General features: G+C 61.1%; 16 protein-coding genes. 10 read left to right on the forward strand and 6 right to left on the reverse strand.

Features of this window, described 5'->3' with window-relative positions:
- Nucleotides 1–83 precede the first annotated feature (83 nt).
- From rlmF to APH41_RS20650, 5 genes are all read right to left on the reverse strand, one after another.
- Nucleotides 84–1,100, reverse strand: coding sequence for a 23S rRNA (adenine(1618)-N(6))-methyltransferase RlmF (rlmF, locus tag APH41_RS20630; RefSeq protein ID WP_054921119.1), 1,017 nt, complete (start codon nt 1,098–1,100; stop codon nt 84–86).
- A gap of 239 nt (nt 1,101–1,339) precedes the next feature.
- Entirely contained in the window at nt 1,340–4,186 is a 2,847-nt protein-coding gene (locus APH41_RS20635) for a valine--tRNA ligase (protein WP_054897749.1), read from the reverse strand.
- 210 nt (nt 4,187–4,396) lie between these two features.
- Entirely contained in the window at nt 4,397–4,771 is a 375-nt protein-coding gene (locus APH41_RS20640) for a hypothetical protein (RefSeq protein WP_034128660.1), read from the reverse strand.
- Nucleotides 4,772–4,778: 7 nt separating this feature from the next.
- On the reverse strand, nt 4,779–5,207 hold the full coding sequence (locus tag APH41_RS20645; RefSeq protein ID WP_054921121.1) for a DNA polymerase III subunit chi: 429 nt from the start codon (nt 5,205–5,207) through the stop codon (nt 4,779–4,781).
- Between the two features lie 74 nt (nt 5,208–5,281).
- Nucleotides 5,282–6,772 (reverse strand): leucyl aminopeptidase, encoded by a 1,491-nt coding sequence (locus tag APH41_RS20650; protein WP_034128658.1) that lies wholly within the window; start codon nt 6,770–6,772, stop codon nt 5,282–5,284.
- 284 nt (nt 6,773–7,056) lie between these two features.
- Between APH41_RS20650 and lptF the strand changes: the two genes are divergently transcribed.
- The 10 genes from lptF (at nt 7,057) to tadA (ending at nt 17,672) form a co-directional block, all read left to right on the forward strand.
- Nucleotides 7,057–8,175, forward strand: coding sequence for an LPS export ABC transporter permease LptF (gene lptF, locus APH41_RS20655; protein ID WP_034128657.1), 1,119 nt, complete (start codon nt 7,057–7,059; stop codon nt 8,173–8,175).
- On the forward strand, nt 8,168–9,247 hold the full coding sequence (gene lptG / locus APH41_RS20660) for an LPS export ABC transporter permease LptG (RefSeq protein ID WP_003188851.1): 1,080 nt from the start codon (nt 8,168–8,170) through the stop codon (nt 9,245–9,247). The genes lptF and lptG overlap by 8 nt, the downstream gene beginning before the upstream one ends.
- Nucleotides 9,248–9,504: 257 nt before the next feature.
- Nucleotides 9,505–11,304: a translation elongation factor 4 gene (gene lepA, locus APH41_RS20665; protein ID WP_032877619.1), complete on the forward strand. Its 1,800-nt coding sequence runs from the start codon at nt 9,505–9,507 to the stop codon at nt 11,302–11,304.
- Nucleotides 11,305–11,309: 5 nt separating this feature from the next.
- The gene (lepB, locus tag APH41_RS20670) at nt 11,310–12,164 is read left to right on the forward strand and encodes a signal peptidase I (RefSeq protein ID WP_003188855.1); all 855 of its coding nucleotides are present in this window, start codon (nt 11,310–11,312) and stop codon (nt 12,162–12,164) included.
- Between the two features lie 144 nt (nt 12,165–12,308).
- On the forward strand, nt 12,309–12,998 hold the full coding sequence (gene rnc / locus APH41_RS20675; RefSeq protein ID WP_003188856.1) for a ribonuclease III: 690 nt from the start codon (nt 12,309–12,311) through the stop codon (nt 12,996–12,998).
- Entirely contained in the window at nt 12,991–13,893 is a 903-nt protein-coding gene (gene era / locus APH41_RS20680; protein WP_005785147.1) for a GTPase Era, read from the forward strand. Before rnc ends, era begins: the two co-directional genes overlap by 8 nt.
- Nucleotides 13,894–14,088: 195 nt before the next feature.
- Nucleotides 14,089–14,778: a DNA repair protein RecO gene (gene recO, locus APH41_RS20685; RefSeq protein WP_034128656.1), complete on the forward strand. Its 690-nt coding sequence runs from the start codon at nt 14,089–14,091 to the stop codon at nt 14,776–14,778.
- A gap of 51 nt (nt 14,779–14,829) precedes the next feature.
- On the forward strand, nt 14,830–15,573 hold the full coding sequence (gene pdxJ / locus APH41_RS20690) for a pyridoxine 5'-phosphate synthase (protein WP_054921124.1): 744 nt from the start codon (nt 14,830–14,832) through the stop codon (nt 15,571–15,573).
- Between the two features lie 225 nt (nt 15,574–15,798).
- Nucleotides 15,799–17,181 carry a multicopper oxidase family protein gene (locus APH41_RS20695; protein ID WP_034128713.1) on the forward strand — a complete coding sequence of 461 codons (1,383 nt, stop codon included), beginning with the start codon at nt 15,799–15,801 and terminating at the stop codon, nt 17,179–17,181.
- The gene (tadA, locus tag APH41_RS20700) at nt 17,181–17,672 is read left to right on the forward strand and encodes a tRNA adenosine(34) deaminase TadA (protein ID WP_034128654.1); all 492 of its coding nucleotides are present in this window, start codon (nt 17,181–17,183) and stop codon (nt 17,670–17,672) included. The genes APH41_RS20695 and tadA overlap by 1 nt, the downstream gene beginning before the upstream one ends.
- A 117-nt stretch (nt 17,673–17,789) precedes the next feature.
- On the opposite strand, the gene cmoB is transcribed toward tadA, so the two are convergent.
- Nucleotides 17,790–18,501, reverse strand: a 712-nt coding sequence (gene cmoB, locus APH41_RS20705) for a tRNA 5-methoxyuridine(34)/uridine 5-oxyacetic acid(34) synthase CmoB (protein WP_054921126.1), incomplete at its 5' end; no start/stop codon positions are given.

Genomic DNA, 18,501 nt, shown 5'->3' on the forward strand with positions numbered 1-18,501 from the left:
TCCCGCTGGAGTGCGCAGCGCTCCCAGGATTTTGGGGCCGCTGCGCTGCCCAGCGGGAGCAAGCTCCCTCGCCACAATGATTCTTATCGAACCCAGCGCTGGCGCCAGATCTGCTGCTCGTTCTTGGTCTGGAATGTCCAGGCCACAAAGCGGCTCTGCTTCTGCCCTTGGGACATCTCCACCACCTGGCTTTCCAGCACGCCGGCTTTTTTCAGCGCGGTTTCGATCGCCGGCAGGTTGGACGCTTTGGACACCAGGGTGCTGAACCACAGCACTTTATGCGCAAAATGCGCGCTCTCGGCGATCAGTTGCGTCACAAATCGCGCTTCGCCACCTTCACACCACAGTTCGGCCGATTGACCACCGAAGTTGAGCACCGGCAACTTGCGTTTCGGGTCGGCCTTGCCCAAGGCGCGCCATTTACGCTCGCTGCCTTTGGTGGCTTCGTCCATGGATGCATGGAACGGCGGGTTGCACATCGTAAGGTCAAAGCGCTCACCCGGCTCCAGCAGGCCCAACAGGATCTGCTTGGGGTTGGGTTGCTGGCGCAGCTGGATGACCTTGCTCAGGTCGTTGGACTGCACGATGGCCTTGGCGGCGGACACGGCGATCGGGTCGACCTCCGAGCCCAGGAAGTTCCAGCGGTACTCCATATAGCCAATCAGCGGGTACACGCAGTTGGCGCCCATACCGATGTCCAGCACCTTGACGATCGAGCCCCGCGGGATCTTGCCGTCGTTGACGCTGGCCAGCAGGTCGGCGAGGAAGTGCACGTAGTCGGCACGCCCCGGCACCGGCGGGCACAGGTAGTCGGCAGGGATGTCCCAATGCTGGATGCCATAGAACGACTTGAGCAGTGCCCGGTTGAACACCCGCACCGCATCCGGGCTGGCGAAGTCGATGCTCTCTTTGCCGTAGGGGTTGATGATCACGAACTGCGCCAGTTCCGGCGTGGTTTTGATCAGCGCCGGGAAGTCGTAACGGCCCGTGTGGCGGTTGCGCGGGTGCAGGGTGGCCTCTTTGCGCGGCGCGACGGGTTTGGCCGTGGCGGCGGTTTTAGGCTTCTTGCGCGGTGGTTTGGGCGTAGTGGAGGCGGTCATGATGATTCTGGTGTTGGCTCAATGTGGTGGGCATTGTCACACATTCCTGAACACAACTCGGTCAAATGTGGGAGCTGGCTTGCCTGCGATAGCATCACCTCGGTCTGCCTGATACACCGAGTCGTCAGTATCGCAGGCAAGCCAGCTCCCACAGTGATAGGGTTTTGATTGGGAAATGGTGTCGTTTTCCTGGACAAAAAAAAGAGGCCCGAAGGCCTCTTTCTCTACACGGTTTCCCCTTACAGGCTGGAAATCCGCGCATGTTGCTCCGCCAGCTTGCCCAAGGCCTGTTCAGCCTCGGCCAACTTGGCGCGTTCTTTCTCGATCACTTCAGCCGGCGCCTTGTCAACGAACGCCGCGTTGGACAGCTTGCCGCCCACTCGCTGCACTTCGCCTTGCAGACGCGCAATTTCCTTGTCGAGGCGGGCCAGTTCCGCGCCCTTGTCGATCAGGCCGGCCATCGGCACCAGCACTTCCATATCACCCACCAACGCGGTGGCAGACAACGGTGCTTCGGCATCGGCAGCCAATACGGTGATCGACTCCAGCTTGGCCAGCTTCTTGAGCAGCGCATCGTTCTCGCTGAGGCGACGCTGGTCTTCGGCACTGGCGTTCTTGACGAACACGGCCAGCGGCTTGCCCGGACCGATGTTCATCTCGGCGCGGATGTTACGTGTGCCGAGCATCAGAGTCTTGAGCCATTCGATATCGCTTTCGGCGGCCTCATCGATGCGCGCTTCGTTGGCCACCGGCCAAGGTTGCAGCATGATGGTCTTGCCTTCGATACCGGCCAGCGGCGCCAGGCGCTGCCAGATTTCTTCGGTGATGAACGGCATGAACGGGTGCGCCAGGCGCAACGCCACTTCCAGCACGCGCACCAGGGTGCGACGGGTGCCGCGCTGGCGTTCGACCGGCGCGTTTTCGTCCCACAGTACCGGCTTGGACAGTTCCAGGTACCAGTCGCAATACTGGTTCCAGATGAACTCGTACAGGGCCTGTGCGGCCAGGTCGAAACGGAACTGGTCGAGCTGGCGGGTCACTTCGGCTTCTGTGCGCTGCAACTGCGAGATGATCCAGCGATCCGCCAGGCTCAGCTCATAGGCTTCGCCGTTCTGGCCGCAGTCTTCGCCTTTGTCCAGCACGTAGCGCGCCGCGTTCCAGATCTTGTTGCAGAAGTTGCGATAGCCTTCGACGCGGCCCATGTCGAACTTGATGTCGCGACCGGTGGAGGCCAGCGAGCAGAAGGTGAAGCGCAGGGCGTCGGTGCCGTAGCTGGCGATACCGTCGGCGAATTCGTCGCGGGTCTGCTTCTCGATCTTTTTCGCCAGTTTCGGCTGCATCAGGCCCGAGGTGCGTTTCTGCACCAGGGTTTCCAGATCGATGCCGTCGATGATGTCCAGCGGGTCCAGGACGTTGCCCTTGGACTTGGACATCTTCTGGCCCTGGCCGTCGCGTACCAGGCCGTGTACGTACACGGTCTTGAACGGTACCTGCGGGGTGCCGTCTTCGTTCTTCACCAGGTGCATGGTGAGCATGATCATCCGGGCAACCCAGAAGAAAATGATGTCGAAGCCGGTGACCAGCACGTCGGTTGAGTGGAATTTCTTCAGGAACTCGGTCTGCTGCGGCCAGCCCAGGGTAGAGAAGGTCCACAGGCCCGAACTGAACCAGGTGTCCAGTACGTCGTTGTCCTGTTGCAGCGCGATGTCCGCGCCGAGGTTGTGCTTGGCACGCACTTCGGCTTCGTCGCGGCCTACATAGACCTTGCCCGACTCGTCGTACCAGGCCGGAATACGGTGGCCCCACCACAGCTGACGGCTGATGCACCAGTCCTGGATGTCGCGCATCCACGAGAAGTACATGTTTTCGTACTGTTTAGGCACGAACTGGATGCGGCCATCTTCCACGGCGGCAATCGCAGGTTCTGCCAGCGGCTTGGTGGACACGTACCACTGGTCGGTCAGCCACGGCTCGATCACGGTGCCGGAGCGGTCGCCCTTCGGCACTTTCAGGCCGTGGTCGTCAACGCTGACCAGCAAACCGGCAGCGTCGAAGGCGGCAACGATCTGTTTGCGCGCTTCAAAACGGTCCAGGCCTGCGTATTCGGCCGGGATCTTGCCGTCAATGCTGTCGTTGAGCGTGCCGTCCAGGTTGAACACCTGGCAGGCCGGCAATACGGCGGCATTCTTGTCGAAGATGTTCAGCAACGGCAGGTTGTGGCGCTTGCCGACTTCGTAGTCGTTGAAATCGTGGGCCGGGGTGATTTTCACGCAGCCGGTGCCGAACTCAGGGTCGCAGTAGTCATCCGCGATGATCGGGATACGGCGGCCAACCAGTGGCAGTTCGACGAATTTGCCGATCAGCGCCTGGTAGCGCTCGTCGTTCGGGTTAACGGCGACGGCGGCATCGCCGAGCATGGTTTCCGGTCGGGTGGTGGCGACGATCAGGTAATCATTGCCTTCAGCGGTCTTGGCGCCGTCGGCCAGCGGGTACTTGAGGTTCCACAGGAAGCCTTTCTCGTCGTGGTTTTCCACTTCAAGGTCGGAAATGGCCGTGTGCAACTTGGTGTCCCAGTTGACCAGGCGCTTGCCGCGGTAGATCAGGCCGTCTTCATGCAAGCGCACGAAGGCTTCCTTAACGGCTTCGGACAGGCCGTCGTCCATGGTGAAGCGCTCGCGGCTCCAGTCTACGGACGAACCCAGGCGACGGATCTGACGGCTGATATTGCCGCCGGACTGGTCTTTCCATTCCCAGACTTTCTCCAGGAATTTCTCGCGACCCAGGTCGTGACGGTTCTGGCCGGTGGCTTCCAGTTGGCGTTCCACCAGCATCTGGGTGGCGATACCGGCGTGGTCGGTGCCCGGTTGCCACAGGGTGTCGCGACCCTGCATGCGGCGGAAGCGGATCAACGCATCCATGATCGCATTGTTGAAGCCATGGCCCATGTGCAGGCTGCCAGTGACGTTCGGTGGCGGAATCATGATGGTGTACGAGTCGCCCGCACCTTGTGGGGCGAAATAGTTCTCGGACTCCCAGGTGTTGTACCAGGAAGTTTCGATAGCGTGGGGCTGGTAGGTCTTATCCATGCGCGGCGGGACCCTAGTTGGCATTTATTCAGGAAAGCCGGCAAGTATAACGGGGGATAGGGGCGAGGGCGAGGCGAAGACGGTTAAGACCGATGCAGAATTAATGTGGGAGCTGGCTTGCCTGCGATGGCGGTGTTTCAGTCAGCATCTTCGGCGACTGATGCGCCGCCATCGCAGGCAAGCCAGCTCCCACAGGGGTCTATGCAAGGTTTAAGACTGGTATTGGCTGAGCAACCGCTCCATCCGCGCATCCATCCGACGCTTGATCTCGGCCTCGATATGCGGCGCAAAGTCATCGATCACATCCTGCATGATCAATTGCGCAGCGGCGCGCAGTTCGTTGTCCAGGTGCAGCAGCAGGGCGTCGGGGGCTTTTTCGGCGGCTGGAGCGGGTTCTGCAATCGCAGGTGCCGGCGCGGCAGGCTTGCCGCCGACCATGTCGAACAACAGCGGAATCTGTACCTCACCCTCGACCGTCTCGGTCAGCAGCGGCGGTTGCAGGTTGTCATCACCCAGCAACTGACGGATCGACTCCAGGTCATCCAGCAGGTGGTCGTCTTTTTTCAGCGGGTTGGGAGTGTCCATCATGTACTCAAAGTCGTTGTAGCCGGTGATCTTGCAGAGGATAGCCCTGTTCACGGTAGAAACGGAAACTCTCCCGCGCAGCCTGACGAATAGCCGGGTCTTCCACCACCACTTCCGCCACACGGGCGAACGCTTGGGCAAAGGCCGGTACTTTCAGGTCGAGGTTGACCAGCAAATCACTGTGATCGCCGCAATTATCCCCCAAGCCCAGCACAACCAGGCTTTCAGGTTCGGATTCGGCGTGGCCGTGGGGCACGAAGCTTTCGCCCTTGAAGCGCCACAGACGGGCATCAAGTTCGTCACGTTGGGCGGCATCGCTGCAGTGCAGGTAGATGCGATGGCCCATACGCCAGGCTTTTTCGGTGAGTTTGCAGGCAAAGTCCAGGCGCGCGAGGGGATCGGCGCTGGGCAATATATAGAAGTCGACTTGGGGCATTGAAAATCCTGGGGTTGGCCTGATGGCCCCTCTGTAGGAGCAAGCTCGCTCCTACAGAGAGGCGCAGGGGCCGCTTAAGCTTTGGCGCGATCCAGCAGGTATTGGGTCAGCAGGGGTACCGGACGGCCAGTGGCGCCCTTGTCCTTGCCGCCGCTGGTCCAGGCCGTGCCGGCGATGTCCAGGTGAGCCCAGTTGAAGTTCTTGGCAAAGCGCGACAGGAAGCAGGCCGCAGTGATGGTGCCGGCTTTCGGGCCACCGATGTTGGCGATGTCGGCGAACGGGCTATCGAGCTGTTCCTGGTACTCATCGAACAGCGGCAGTTGCCAGGCGCGGTCGTCGGCGGCCTTGCCGGCGCTGAGCAGTTGCTCGATCAGTTCGTCGTTATTGCCCAGCAGGCCCGAAGTGTGGGAACCCAAGGCAACGATGCACGCGCCGGTCAGGGTCGCGATGTCGATCACGGCCTGGGGCTTGAAGCGTTCGGCGTAGGTCAGGGCATCGCACAGCACCAGGCGGCCTTCGGCGTCGGTGTTGAGGATCTCCACAGTCTGGCCGCTCATGGTGGTGACGATATCGCCTGGGCGAGCCGCGCCGCCGCTCGGCATGTTCTCGGCACAGGCCAAAATGCACACCAGGTTGATCGGCAGCTTGAGTTCCAGCACGGCACGCAGGGTGCCGAACACGCTGGCGGCGCCGCCCATGTCGTACTTCATCTCGTCCATGCCGGCACCGGGCTTGAGGCTGATGCCGCCGGTATCGAAGGTGATGCCTTTACCTACCAGGGCGTAAGGCTTCTCGGACTTCTTGCCGCCGTTGTATTGCATCACGATCAGGCGTGGCGGCTGGTCGCTGCCCTGGCCCACGGCATAGAACGAGCCCATGCCCAGGTCCTTGATCTTCTTCTCGTCCAGCACTTCAACCTTCAGGCCCTTGAACTCTTTGCCCAATGCCTTGGCCTGTTCGCCCAGGAATGTCGGGTGGCAGATGTTCGGCGGCAGGTTGCCCAGGTCGCGAGTGAACGACATGCCGTTGGCGATGGCCTGGGCGTGGGTGACGGCGCGCTGGACTTCAGCCTGGGCAGCCTTGATGGTCAGCAGGGTGATTTTCTTCAGGGCGCGGGGTTCGGCTTTCTGGCTCTTGAACTGGTCGAAAATATAGCCGCCGTCCACCAGCGACTCGGCCAGCAGTCGGGTCTTGCCGTAGCTGTCGCGGCCCTTGACCACGATTTCATCGAGCGCCAGCACCGCATCGCTGCCGCCCAGGCCCTTGAGGGTGGTGAGGATGCCGCTGACGATCTTGCGAAACGGACGGTCGCCCAGTTCGGCATCCTTGCCCACGCCCACCAGCAAAACGCGCTCGGCTTTAAGGTTGGGCAGGCTCTGCAGCAACAGGCTCTGACCGACCTTGCCGGCCAGGTCGCCGCGCTTGAGCACTGCGCTGATAGCGCCGCCGCTCAGTTCGTCCAGTTGCTTGGCGGCGACGCCGAGTGTGCGGCCTTCGCCGACAGCGACCACGAGGGTGGCGGTTTTCAACGTTTCGGGGCTAACGCTTTTTACAACCAATTCCATTTTCGGGTCCCTTATCAAGGTCTGTGAGCCGGGAGCTTGTACTCCGGCTTTAAAGCTCGGCAGCGTTGTAAACCGCCAGCGACAAAGGCCGCAGTTTGAACCTCGCCAACGGAGCCTGACAACCCTTGGCGCACGCTTTGTGCGTGCGCATGAGTAAGCTCCGTGACAGGCGAGGTCAATCACAGGATAATGCGCCATCTTTTTAGCCGGCCCGTGGTAAGCGGGTCGACTCGGTATGCTTGCTTGTTTGGCCGCCTTAGCCTGACAACCCTGGAGTGTCTGGTTTGATTGTCTTCCGTTATCTGTCCCGCGAAGTCCTGTTGACCCTGAGTGCCGTGAGTGCGGTGTTGCTGGTCATCATCATGAGTGGTCGTTTCGTCAAGTTCCTGGCCCAAGCCGCCGCTGGCGCCCTGGACCCGGGCTCACTGTTCCTGATCATGGGCTACCGGATGCCCGGCATGCTCCAGTTGATCCTGCCGCTTGGCCTGTTTCTCGGCATATTGCTGGCCTATGGCCGGCTGTACTTGGAAAGCGAGATGACCGTGCTGTCGGCCACCGGCATGAGCCAGCAGCGCCTGCTGGCCATGACCATGGTGCCTGCCGCCGGTGTTGCCCTGGTGGTGGCCTGGTTGAGCATGAGCCTGGCGCCCCAGGGGGCCATGCAATTCCAGCTCCTGCTGAACAAGCAGGATGCGATGACTGAGTTCGACACCCTCGAGCCCGGTCGCTTCCAGTCGCTCAGCGACGGTTCGCGGGTGACCTACACCGAAACCATGACCGACGACCGCTCCAACCTTGGCGGCGTGTTCATCTCCCAGAAGAACCTAGGTCAGAACCAGAAGGATCGGGGTATTTCGATTCTGGTGGCCGACAGCGGTCGTCAGGAAATCCGTCCTGATGGCAATCGCTACCTGATCCTGGAAAACGGCTACCGCTACGACGGCAGCCCTGGCCTGGCGGATTATCGGGCGATCAAGTACGACACCTATGGCGTCATGCTGCCCAAGGCCGAGATCAGTGACGAGGTCACCGACCGCGACGCACTGCCCACCTCATCGCTGTTCGGCAGCCCGGAGTTGCGCTCCATCGCCGAGTTGCAATGGCGCCTGTCCCTGCCGCTGCTGGTGTTTATCGTGACCCTGATGGCCGTGCCGCTGTCGCGCGTCAACCCGCGCCAGGGGCGCTTCCTCAAGTTGCTGCCGGCGATCCTGCTGTACATGGCCTACCTGACCATCCTGATTTCCGCCCGTGGTTCCCTGGAGAAGGGCAAGTTGCCGCCGGCCCTGGGCCTGTGGTGGGTGCACGGGGTTTTCCTGATGATCGGCCTCGGGCTGCTCTACTGGGAACCTATCCGTTTGAAAATGAAGAGCCGTCGTGGCCTGAAGGAGTTGGCCCGTGGCTAAGCTTGATCGCTACATCGGCATTAGCGTACTGATCGCCATCCTTGCGGTACTGGGCATCATCCTCGGCCTGGCCTTGTTGTTCGCCTTCATTGATGAAGTGGGCAACGTTACTGACACCTACACAGTCACGGACGTGCTGAGCTACGTCGCACTGACCGCGCCGCGTCGTCTCTACGACATGATGCCAATGGCCGCGCTGATTGGTTGCCTGATCGGCCTGGGTACCCTGGCCAGCAACAGCGAGCTGACCATCATGCGCGCCGCCGGGGTGTCTATCGGCCGTATCGTCTGGGCGGTGATGAAGCCGATGCTGCTGCTGATGGCGTGCAGCGTGCTGATCGGTGAGTACGTCGCGCCACCGGCCGAAGCCACCGCCCAGGCCAATCGCGCCCTGGCCCAGGGTTCGGGCGATGCGCAAAGCGCCAAGCATGGCCTGTGGCACCGCCAAGGTGACGAGTTCATTCACATCAACGCCGTGCAGCCGGGTGGCCTGTTGATCGGGGTGACCCGCTACACCTTCGACAAAGAACGGCACATGCTGTCGTCCAGCTTCGCCAAGCGCGCGCAGTACAGTGGCGAGCAATGGCAACTGAGCGACGTCACCACCACGCACTTCCGTAACGTGGGCCAGGGCACCCAGTCCAGCACCGAAGTGGTCAATGTGCCGACCGAACAGTGGGATATCGCCCTCAAGCCGGAGTTGCTCAACACCGTGGTCATGGTGCCGGAAGCCCTGCCGATCTCCGGTTTGTGGAGCTATATCCACTACCTCAAGGAGCAGGGTTTGAACAATGGCCGCTACTGGCTGGCGTTCTGGGTGAAAGTCTTGCAGCCGGTGGTTACCGCGGCCTTGGTGTTGATGGCGATCTCCTTCATTTTCGGGCCATTGCGTTCCGTGACCCTGGGCCAACGGGTATTTACCGGCGTGCTGGTGGGCTTCACCTTCCGCATCGCCCAGGACTTGCTTGGGCCGTCGAGCCTGGTATTCGGCTTCTCGCCGCTGTTTGCGGTGCTGGTGCCAACAGCTATTTGTGCCGTGGCCGGGTTCTGGCTGCTGCGCCGGGCGGGTTGAAGCCGCGCTCGCTAAATGCCACTCACTGTAGGAGCGAGCTTGCTCGCGAAAGTCTGCGAAACGCAGCGTTTATCCAGAATAAGCGCGTTATCGTTGGCGATTTTCGCGAGCGAGCTCGCTCCTACAGTTTTAAGCCCCATTAAAGTGGGGCTTTTTTGTATTGGTCAGCAAAGATGACGTCTGGCCTGAGCATCAGGTACAATTCCCGGCTATTTTTCAGCGGGCAATCTGCCTGCAGCCTTTTTGAGTGTTGATCCGTGAGTGATTTGAGTCATATCCGCAATTTCTCCATCATCGCCCACATTGACCATGGCAAGTCGACGCTGGCCGATCGATTTATCCAAATGTGCGGCGGCCTTGCCGAGCGTGAAATGGAAGCCCAGGTACTGGATTCCATGGACCTCGAACGCGAGCGCGGGATCACCATCAAGGCCCACAGCGTCACGCTGTACTACAAGGCCAAAGACGGCATTACTTACCAACTGAACTTCATTGACACCCCGGGCCACGTTGACTTCACCTACGAAGTCAGCCGTTCGCTGGCGGCCTGCGAAGGCGCGTTGCTGGTGGTCGATGCTGGCCAGGGCGTGGAGGCGCAGTCGGTTGCCAACTGCTACACCGCGATCGAGCAGGGCCTGGAAGTCATGCCCGTGCTCAACAAGATCGACCTGCCCCAGGCCGAGCCTGAGCGCGTCAAGGAAGAGATCGAGAAGATCATCGGCATCGACGCCACCGACGCCGTCACCTGCAGCGCCAAGACCGGCCTGGGTGTCGACGAAGTGCTCGAACGCCTGGTGCACACCATTCCCGCACCGACCGGCAACTACGAAGATCCGCTGCAAGCGTTGATCATCGACTCCTGGTTTGACAACTACCTGGGCGTTGTTTCCCTGGTACGCGTGCGCCATGGCCGTGTGAAGAAGGGCGACAAGATCCTGGTCAAGTCCACTGGCAAGATCCACCTGGTGGACAGCGTCGGTGTATTCAACCCGAAACACACCGCGACCACTGATCTGAAAGCCGGTGAAGTAGGCTTCATCATCGCTGGCATCAAGGATATTCACGGTGCACCAGTGGGTGACACCCTGACCCTGAGCTCCACGCCAGACGTCGACGTGCTGCCCGGCTTCAAGCGCATCCAGCCACAGGTCTACGCCGGCCTGTTCCCGGTCAGCTCCGATGACTTCGAAGATTTCCGCGAAGCCCTGCAAAAACTGACCCTCAACGACTCGTCGTTGCAGTACACCCCGGAAAGCTCCGACGCCCTGGGCTTCGGCTTCCGTTGCGGGTTCCTGGGCATGCTGCACATGGAGATCATCCAGGAGCGCCTCGAGCGCGAATACGACCTGGACCTGATCACCACCGCGCCAACCGTTATTTTCGAGTTGCTGCTCAAAACCGGTGAAACGATTTACGTCGACAACCCCTCCAAGCTTCCGGACCTGTCGGCCATCGAAGACATGCGCGAGCCGATCGTGCGGGCCAATATCCTGGTACCGCAGGAACACTTGGGCAACGTCATTACCCTGTGCATCGAAAAACGTGGCGTGCAGCGCGACATGCTGTTCCTCGGTACTCAGGTACAAGTGACCTACGATATGCCGATGAACGAAGTGGTCCTGGACTTCTTCGACCGTCTCAAGTCCACCAGTCGCGGCTATGCTTCGCTGGACTACCATTTCGATCGTTACCAATCGGCTAATCTGGTGAAACTGGATGTGCTGATCAACGGCGACAAGGTAGATGCCCTGGCACTGATCGTGCACAAGGACAACGCGCATTACAAAGGTCGCCAACTGACCGAGAAGATGAAAGAACTGATTCCGCGCCAGATGTTCGACGTCGCGATCCAGGCCGCCATCGGCGGGCAGATCATTGCACGGACTTCCGTCAAGGCTCTCAGAAAGAACGTACTGGCCAAATGCTACGGCGGTGACGTAAGCCGTAAGCGCAAACTGCTTGAGAAGCAAAAGGCCGGTAAAAAACGCATGAAGCAAGTAGGCAACGTGGAAGTTCCACAAGAAGCCTTCCTTGCGGTGCTCAGGTTGGATAGTTAGGTCCTATGTCACTAAATTTCCCGCTGTTGCTGGTCATTGCCGTTGCCGTCTGTGGTCTCCTGGCGTTGCTCGATCTGGTGTTCTTCGCCCCGCGTCGTCGGGCGGCCATCGCTTCCTATCAGGGCAGCGTCAGCCAGCCCGATGCGGTGGTGGTCGAGAAGCTGAACAAAGAGCCCTTGCTGGTTGAGTACGGCAAGTCGTTCTTCCCGGTGTTGTTCATCGTGCTGGTGCTGCGCTCGTTTCTGGTAGAGCCGTTCCAGATCCCTTCGGGGTCGATGAAACCCACCCTGGACGTGGGCGACTTCATCCTGGTGAACAAGTTTTCCTACGGCATTCGCCTGCCGGTGATCGACAAGAAAGTCATCCCGGTGGGTGACCCGCAGCGCGGCGATGTGATGGTGTTCCGCTACCCAAGCGACCCGAACGTCAACTACATCAAGCGAGTCGTCGGCCTGCCGGGCGACGTGGTGCGCTACACCAGCGACAAGCGCCTGTTCATCAATGGTGAGTCGGTGGCCGAGAAGCTGTTGGGCGCCGAGCCGAATACCTTGGGCAGCGCCGAGCTGTACCAGGAAAAACTCGGTGCGGTGGAGCACCAAATCCGCAAGGAAATGAGCCGCTACCGTGCGATGCCGGATGGCCAGTGGAAAGTGCCTGCCGGGCACTACTTCATGATGGGCGACAACCGGGACAACTCCAACGACAGCCGCTACTGGGATGACCCCAACATTCCCAAGGATCTGCTGGGCATGGTGCCGGACGAGAACATTGTCGGCAAAGCCTTCGCGGTCTGGATGAGTTGGCCGGAACCCAAGCTCAGCCACCTGCCGAACTTCTCGCGGGTCGGGCTGATCAAGTAATACAAGCGGCGCTGTGAACACAGCGCCGAATGCTTTTCTGGGGCTTGGACATTTTCCGATGCCCGGTACCCATCAGGATTTGAATTTGAACACTGCGTCAATCGTCGATGGCCGCCGGTGCCATCAACTAGATATGGATAAACCGTGACCGTTTCTCTAAGTCGTCTCGAGCGTCAGCTCGGCTACACCTTCAAGGACCAGGAATTGATGGTCCTTGCCCTCACACATCGCAGCTTTGCAGGGCGCAATAACGAGCGCCTGGAATTCCTCGGTGACGCTATCCTCAATTTCGCCGCCGGCGAGGCGCTGTTCGAGCGCTTCCCCCAAGCGCGAGAAGGCCAGCTGTCGCGCCTGCGCGCACGCCTTGTGAAAGGCGAGACCCTGGCCGTGCTGGCCCGAGGCTTTGGCCTGGGCGAGTACCTGCGGCTGGGTTCCGGTGAGTTGAAAAGCGGCGGTTTCCGTCGCGAGTCAATCCTGGCTGATGCCCTGGAAGCCTTGATCGGTGCGATCTACCTCGATGCAGGCATGGAGACGGCCAAGGAGCGCGTTGTCGCCTGGCTGGCCTCGGAAATCGAAAGCCTGACGCTGGTAGATACCAACAAGGATCCCAAGACCCGCCTGCAAGAGTACCTGCAGTCCCGCGGTTGCGAACTGCCACGCTACGAAGTGGTGGATATCCAGGGCGAGCCCCATTGCCGGGTGTTCTTCGTGGAATGTGAAATCACTTTATTGAACGAAAAAAGCCGAGGTCAGGGTGTGAGCCGTCGTATTGCCGAACAGGTAGCGGCCGCTGCAGCACTGATTGCCCTGGGCGTGGAGAATGGCCATGACTGATTCAACCGCAACACGCTGTGGCTATGTTGCCATCGTCGGCCGCCCGAACGTGGGCAAGTCCACGCTGCTCAACCACATCCTCGGCCAGAAGCTCGCGATCACCTCGCGCAAGCCCCAGACCACCCGCCACAACATGCTGGGCATCAAGACCGAAGGCAACGTGCAAGCGGTGTATGTCGATACTCCTGGCATGCACAAAGGCGGCGAGAAAGCCCTGAACCGCTACATGAACAAGACCGCCTCGGCCGCGTTGAAAGACGTCGACGTGGTGATCTTCGTGGTCGACCGCACCAAGTGGACTGACGAAGACCAGATGGTCCTCGAGCGGGTGCAATACGTGACCGGCCCGTTGATCGTCGCGCTGAACAAGACCGACCGTATCGAAGACAAAGCCGAGCTGATGCCGCACCTGACCTGGTTGCAGGAACAACTGCCGAACGCCCAGATCATGCCGATCTCGGCCCAGCACGGCCACAACCTCGAAGCCCTGGAGCGCGTGATCGCCGGTTACCTGCCGGAAAACGAGCACTTCTTCCCGGAAGACCAGATCACCGACCGCAGCAGCCGCTTCCTTGCCGCCGAACTGGTCCGCGAGAAAATCATGCGCCAGATGGGCGCCGAGCTGCCGTACCAGATCACCGTCGAAATCGAAGAGTTCAAGCAGCAGGGCAAGACCTTGCACATTCATGCGCTGATCCTCGTCGAACGCGACGGCCAGAAGAAAATCATCATTGGCGACAAGGGCGAGCGTATCAAGCGCATCGGCACCGAAGCGCGCAAGGACATGGAGCTGCTGTTCGACTCCAAGATCATGCTCAACCTGTGGGTGAAGGTTAAGGGTGGCTGGTCCGATGATGAGCGTGCGTTGCGCTCTCTGGGCTATGGCGACCTGTAACGGGTTGCACAGTGACTGGCGGGCTTGCTGTGGCGAGGGAGCTTGCTCCCGCTGGGCCGCGGAGCGGCCCCAACAAGGTCGACGAGGTTTTTCAGGTATAACTCGGTGGCTGCTAGAGGGGCTGCTTCGCAGCCCAGCGGGAGCAAGCTCCCCTCGCCACACAAGCGCTCTCCTTCTTTAGAGATTCCCCGTCTCATGTCGCAATCCCCACCCCCCAGCCAACCCGCCTACGTCCTGCACAGCCGCGCCTACCGCGAAACCAGTGCGTTGGTGGACTTCCTCACGCCCCAAGGCCGACTGCGCGCAGTCTTGCGCAGCGCACGGGGCAAGGCGGGCACCTTGGCGCGGCCGTTCGTGGCGCTCGACGTGGAGTTTCGCGGCAAGGGCGAGCTGAAAAACGTCGGCCGCCTGGAAAGCGTTGGCACCTCGGCCTGGCTGAATGGCGATGCGCTGTTCAGCGGCCTTTACCTCAATGAGCTGCTGATTCGCCTGCTGCCCGCCGAAGACCCGCACCCGGCAGTCTTTGATCACTACGCTGCCACCTTGCTGGCCCTCGCTGAAGGCCGTCCGCTGGAACCGCTGCTGCGCGCTTTCGAATGGCGTTTGCTCGACGACCTTGGCTACGGCTTCGAACTGGCCAACGACTTGCACGGAGAGCCCATCGCCGCCGATGGCATGTATCGCCTGCAAGTCGATGCGGGGCTTGAGCGCGTGTACCTGCTGCAGCCCGGCCTGTTTCAGGGCACCGAACTGCTGGCCATGAGTGAAGCCGACTGGCACGCTCCCGGTGCGCTGTCCGCCGCCAAGCGCCTGATGCGCCAGGCCCTGGCCGTGCACCTGGGCGGGCGGCCGCTGGTCAGTCGCGAGTTGTTTCGAAAGCCCTGACATCCCCGTGTATGCTGTGCACCGATTCTTTCCCTTTTCAGGAGCGCTTCCGTGACCACCAGCAATCGCATTCTTCTTGGCGTCAACATCGACCACGTCGCCACCCTGCGCCAGGCCCGGGGCACCCGTTACCCTGACCCGGTCAAGGCCGCGCTGGACGCCGAAGAAGCGGGCGCCGACGGCATCACTGTGCACCTGCGCGAAGACCGCCGTCACATCCAGGAGCGCGATGTGCTGCTGCTCAAGGACGTGCTGCAAACCCGCATGAACTTCGAAATGGGCGTGACCGAAGAAATGATGACGTTCGCCGAGCGCATTCGCCCGGCGCATATCTGCCTGGTACCGGAAACTCGCCAGGAGCTGACCACCGAAGGCGGCCTCGACGTCGCCGGCCAGGAAGCGCGGATCAAGGCCGCGGTGGAGCGCCTGTCGCGGATCGGCAGCGAAGTCTCGCTGTTTATCGACGCCGACGAACGCCAGATCGAAGCCTCCCGCCGCGTCGGCGCCCCGGCGATCGAGCTGCACACTGGCCGTTATGCCGATGCCACCACGCCGACCGAAGTGGCCGACGAACTGCAACGCATCATCGACGGCGTGAACTGCGGGCTCAACGAAGGCTTGATCGTCAATGCCGGCCATGGCTTGCATTACCACAACGTCGAAGCCGTGGCCGCGATCAAGGGCATCAACGAACTGAACATCGGCCATGCGCTGGTCGCGCACGCGCTTTTCGTCGGTTTCAAAGGCGCCGTGGCCGAGATGAAAGCCCTGATTCTGGCCGCTGCCAAGCACTGATAAACAATGAAGATCAATGTGGGAGCTGGCTTGCCTGCGATAGCGGAGTGTCAGTTGACGCATTCGTAGCTGGCCCACTGCAATCGCAGGCAAGCCAGCTCCCACATGATGAGTCGTCGGCGTTTTTGGCATGCGGCAATGCGAAGCCTTACTGTTTAGCCGACGCAGGTGTATCGTATCAGCCCTTTGCGGGCCCTTGGCCTGCGGCAGATACGCGAGGTTGTTGTGTCCCGATCCTTTTCCCGTCGACAAATCCTGGGTGGTCTTGCTGGCCTGGCCGTAGTAGGCGTCGGTGCCGGCGGTGGCTACCGCTACTGGCTGGGGAAAGTCGCTGAGTCCGAGGCGGGGCACGATTACGAGCTGATCGCCGCGCCCCTGGACGTAGAGTTGGTGCCGGGGCACAAGACCCAGGCCTGGGCGTTCGGCCCATCGGCGCCGGGCACCGAGTTGCGGGTGCGCCAAGGCGAATGGCTGCGGGTGCGCTTTATCAACCATCTGCCGGTCGCCACCACCATCCACTGGCACGGCATCCGCCTGCCGCTGGAAATGGACGGCGTGCCCTACGTCTCGCAATTGCCGGTGCTGCCTGGCGAATACTTCGACTACAAATTCCGCGTGCCCGATGCCGGCAGTTACTGGTATCACCCTCACGTGAGCAGCAGCGAGGAACTCGGCCGTGGCCTGGTCGGCCCGTTGATCGTGGAAGAGCGCGAGCCCACCGGTTTCCAGTACGAACGCACCTTGAGCCTGAAGAACTGGCACATCGACGAAGAGGGCGCATTTGTCGAGTTCAGCATCCCCCGTGAAGCGGCGCGTGGCGGCACGGCCGGGCGCCTCTCGACTATCAACGGCGTGCCCCAGGCGGTGATCGACCTGCCGGCTGGGCAAATCACCCGCGTGCGCCTACTCAACCTCGACAACACCCTGACTTATCGCCTCAATATTCCTGGCGTCGAAGCGCAGATCTATGCCCTGGACGGTAACCCCATCGAGCCGCGCCCGTTGGGCAAGGAATATTGGCTGGGCCCGGGTATGCGCATTTGCCTGGCGATCAAGGCGCCACCGGCGGGCGAAGAACTGTCGCTGCGCAACGGCCCGGTGCGCCTTGGCACCTTCCGCTCTGTCGCCAATACCGACGCGCCTACCGCATGGCCACCGGCATTGCCGGCCAACCCGGTTGCCGAGCCAGACCTGGCCAATGCCGAGAAACTAAACTTCAATTTCGAATGGGTCGGTTCAGTGTCGGTCAATGTCGAAAACGGCAAGCCGCCGAGCCTGTGGCAGATCAACGGCCAGGCCTGGGACATCACCGACAAGACCTGCGCCGACCGCCCGATTGCCAAGCTGGAGAAGGGCAAGAGCTACATTTTCGAATTGAAGAACATGACCCAGTACCAGCACCCGATCCACCTGCACGGCATGAGCTTCAAGGTGCTTGCGTCCAACCGCCACAAGGTGATCCCGTATTTCACCGACACCTACCTGCTGGGCAAGAACGAACGCGCCCGCGTGGCCTTGGTGGCGGATAACCCAGGAGTGTGGATGTTCCATTGCCATGTGATCGACCACATGGAAACCGGCCTGATGGCCGCCATCGAGGTGGCGTGATGCGCCAGATTCGCCCCGCCGCGATTATCGACCGCAGCCGCGACCAGGACTTTATGCGCGAAGCCCTGGCGCTCGCCGCCCAAGGCGCTGCATTGGGCGAAGTGCCGGTGGGTGCGGTGCTGGTGCAGGACGGTGAAATCATCGGCCGCGGCTTCAACTGCCCCATCAGTGGCAACGACCCCAGCGCCCATGCCGAAATGGTCGCGATCCGCGCCGCTGCACAAGCGATAAGCAACTATCGGCTGGTGGGCAGCACGCTGTATGTGACGCTGGAACCGTGCAGCATGTGCGCGGGTTTGATCGTGCATTCGCGGGTTGCGCGGGTGGTGTATGGCGCGCTGGAGCCGAAGGCGGGCATCGTGCAAAGCCAGGGGCAGTTTTTTACCCAGGGTTTTCTTAACCATCGGGTGTTGTTTGAAGGCGGGGTATTGGCCGAGGAGTGTGGGGCTGTCCTGAGCGAGTTCTTCAAAGCCCGACGAGCCAAACCGTGATGATCGTTCCCACGCTCTGCGTGGGAACGCAGCACAGGACGCTCTGCGTCCCAAAGCGTGACGTAGAGCGTCACAAGAGGCATTCCCACGCAGAGCGTGGGAACGATCATAGTGGTGTCATTTACGAGCGATGATCACCGCCCGCATCGGCGCCGGCAGCCCTTCAATGGTCTTGCTGTGATCCTCAGGGTCCAGGAAATCACTCAGCGACTGATACTTCATCCAGTGCGTCCCACGCTGCTCCTCAACCGTGGTCACGCTCACATCCACGCACCGCACATCACTGAACCCGGCCCGGCGCAGCCACAGCATCAACGCCGGTACCGACGGCAGGAACCACACGTTGCGCATCTGGGCGTAACGGTCTTCTGGCACCAGCACTTGTTGTTGGTCGCCTTCCACCACCAATGTTTCCAACACCAACTCGCCGCCCTTGACCAGGGTGTCCTTCAACGCCAGCAAATGCTCGATGGGCGAGCGGCGGTGGTAGAACACGCCCATGGAAAATACCGTGTCAAAGCCTTCCAGGTTCGCCGGCAAGTCTTCGAACGGGAACGGCAAGTGCCAGGCCTTGGGCTCGGACAAGTAGCGCTGCACCGCCTGGAACTGGCAGAAGAACAGCCAGTTGGGGTCCACGCCAATCACGCTGTCGGCCCCGGCGCCGAGCATGCGCCACATGTAGTAGCCGTTGCCGCAGCCCACATCGAGGATGCGCTTGCCTTTGAGGTCCAGGTGCGGCGCGACCCGCGACCACTTCCAGTCCGAACGCCACTCGGTGTCCACATGCACGCCGAACAGATGGAACGGGCCTTTGCGCCAGGGGCTCAGG

The organism is Pseudomonas sp. NBRC 111138, from assembly GCF_001320835.1.
GTDB lineage: Bacteria > Pseudomonadota > Gammaproteobacteria > Pseudomonadales > Pseudomonadaceae > Aquipseudomonas > Aquipseudomonas paracarnis.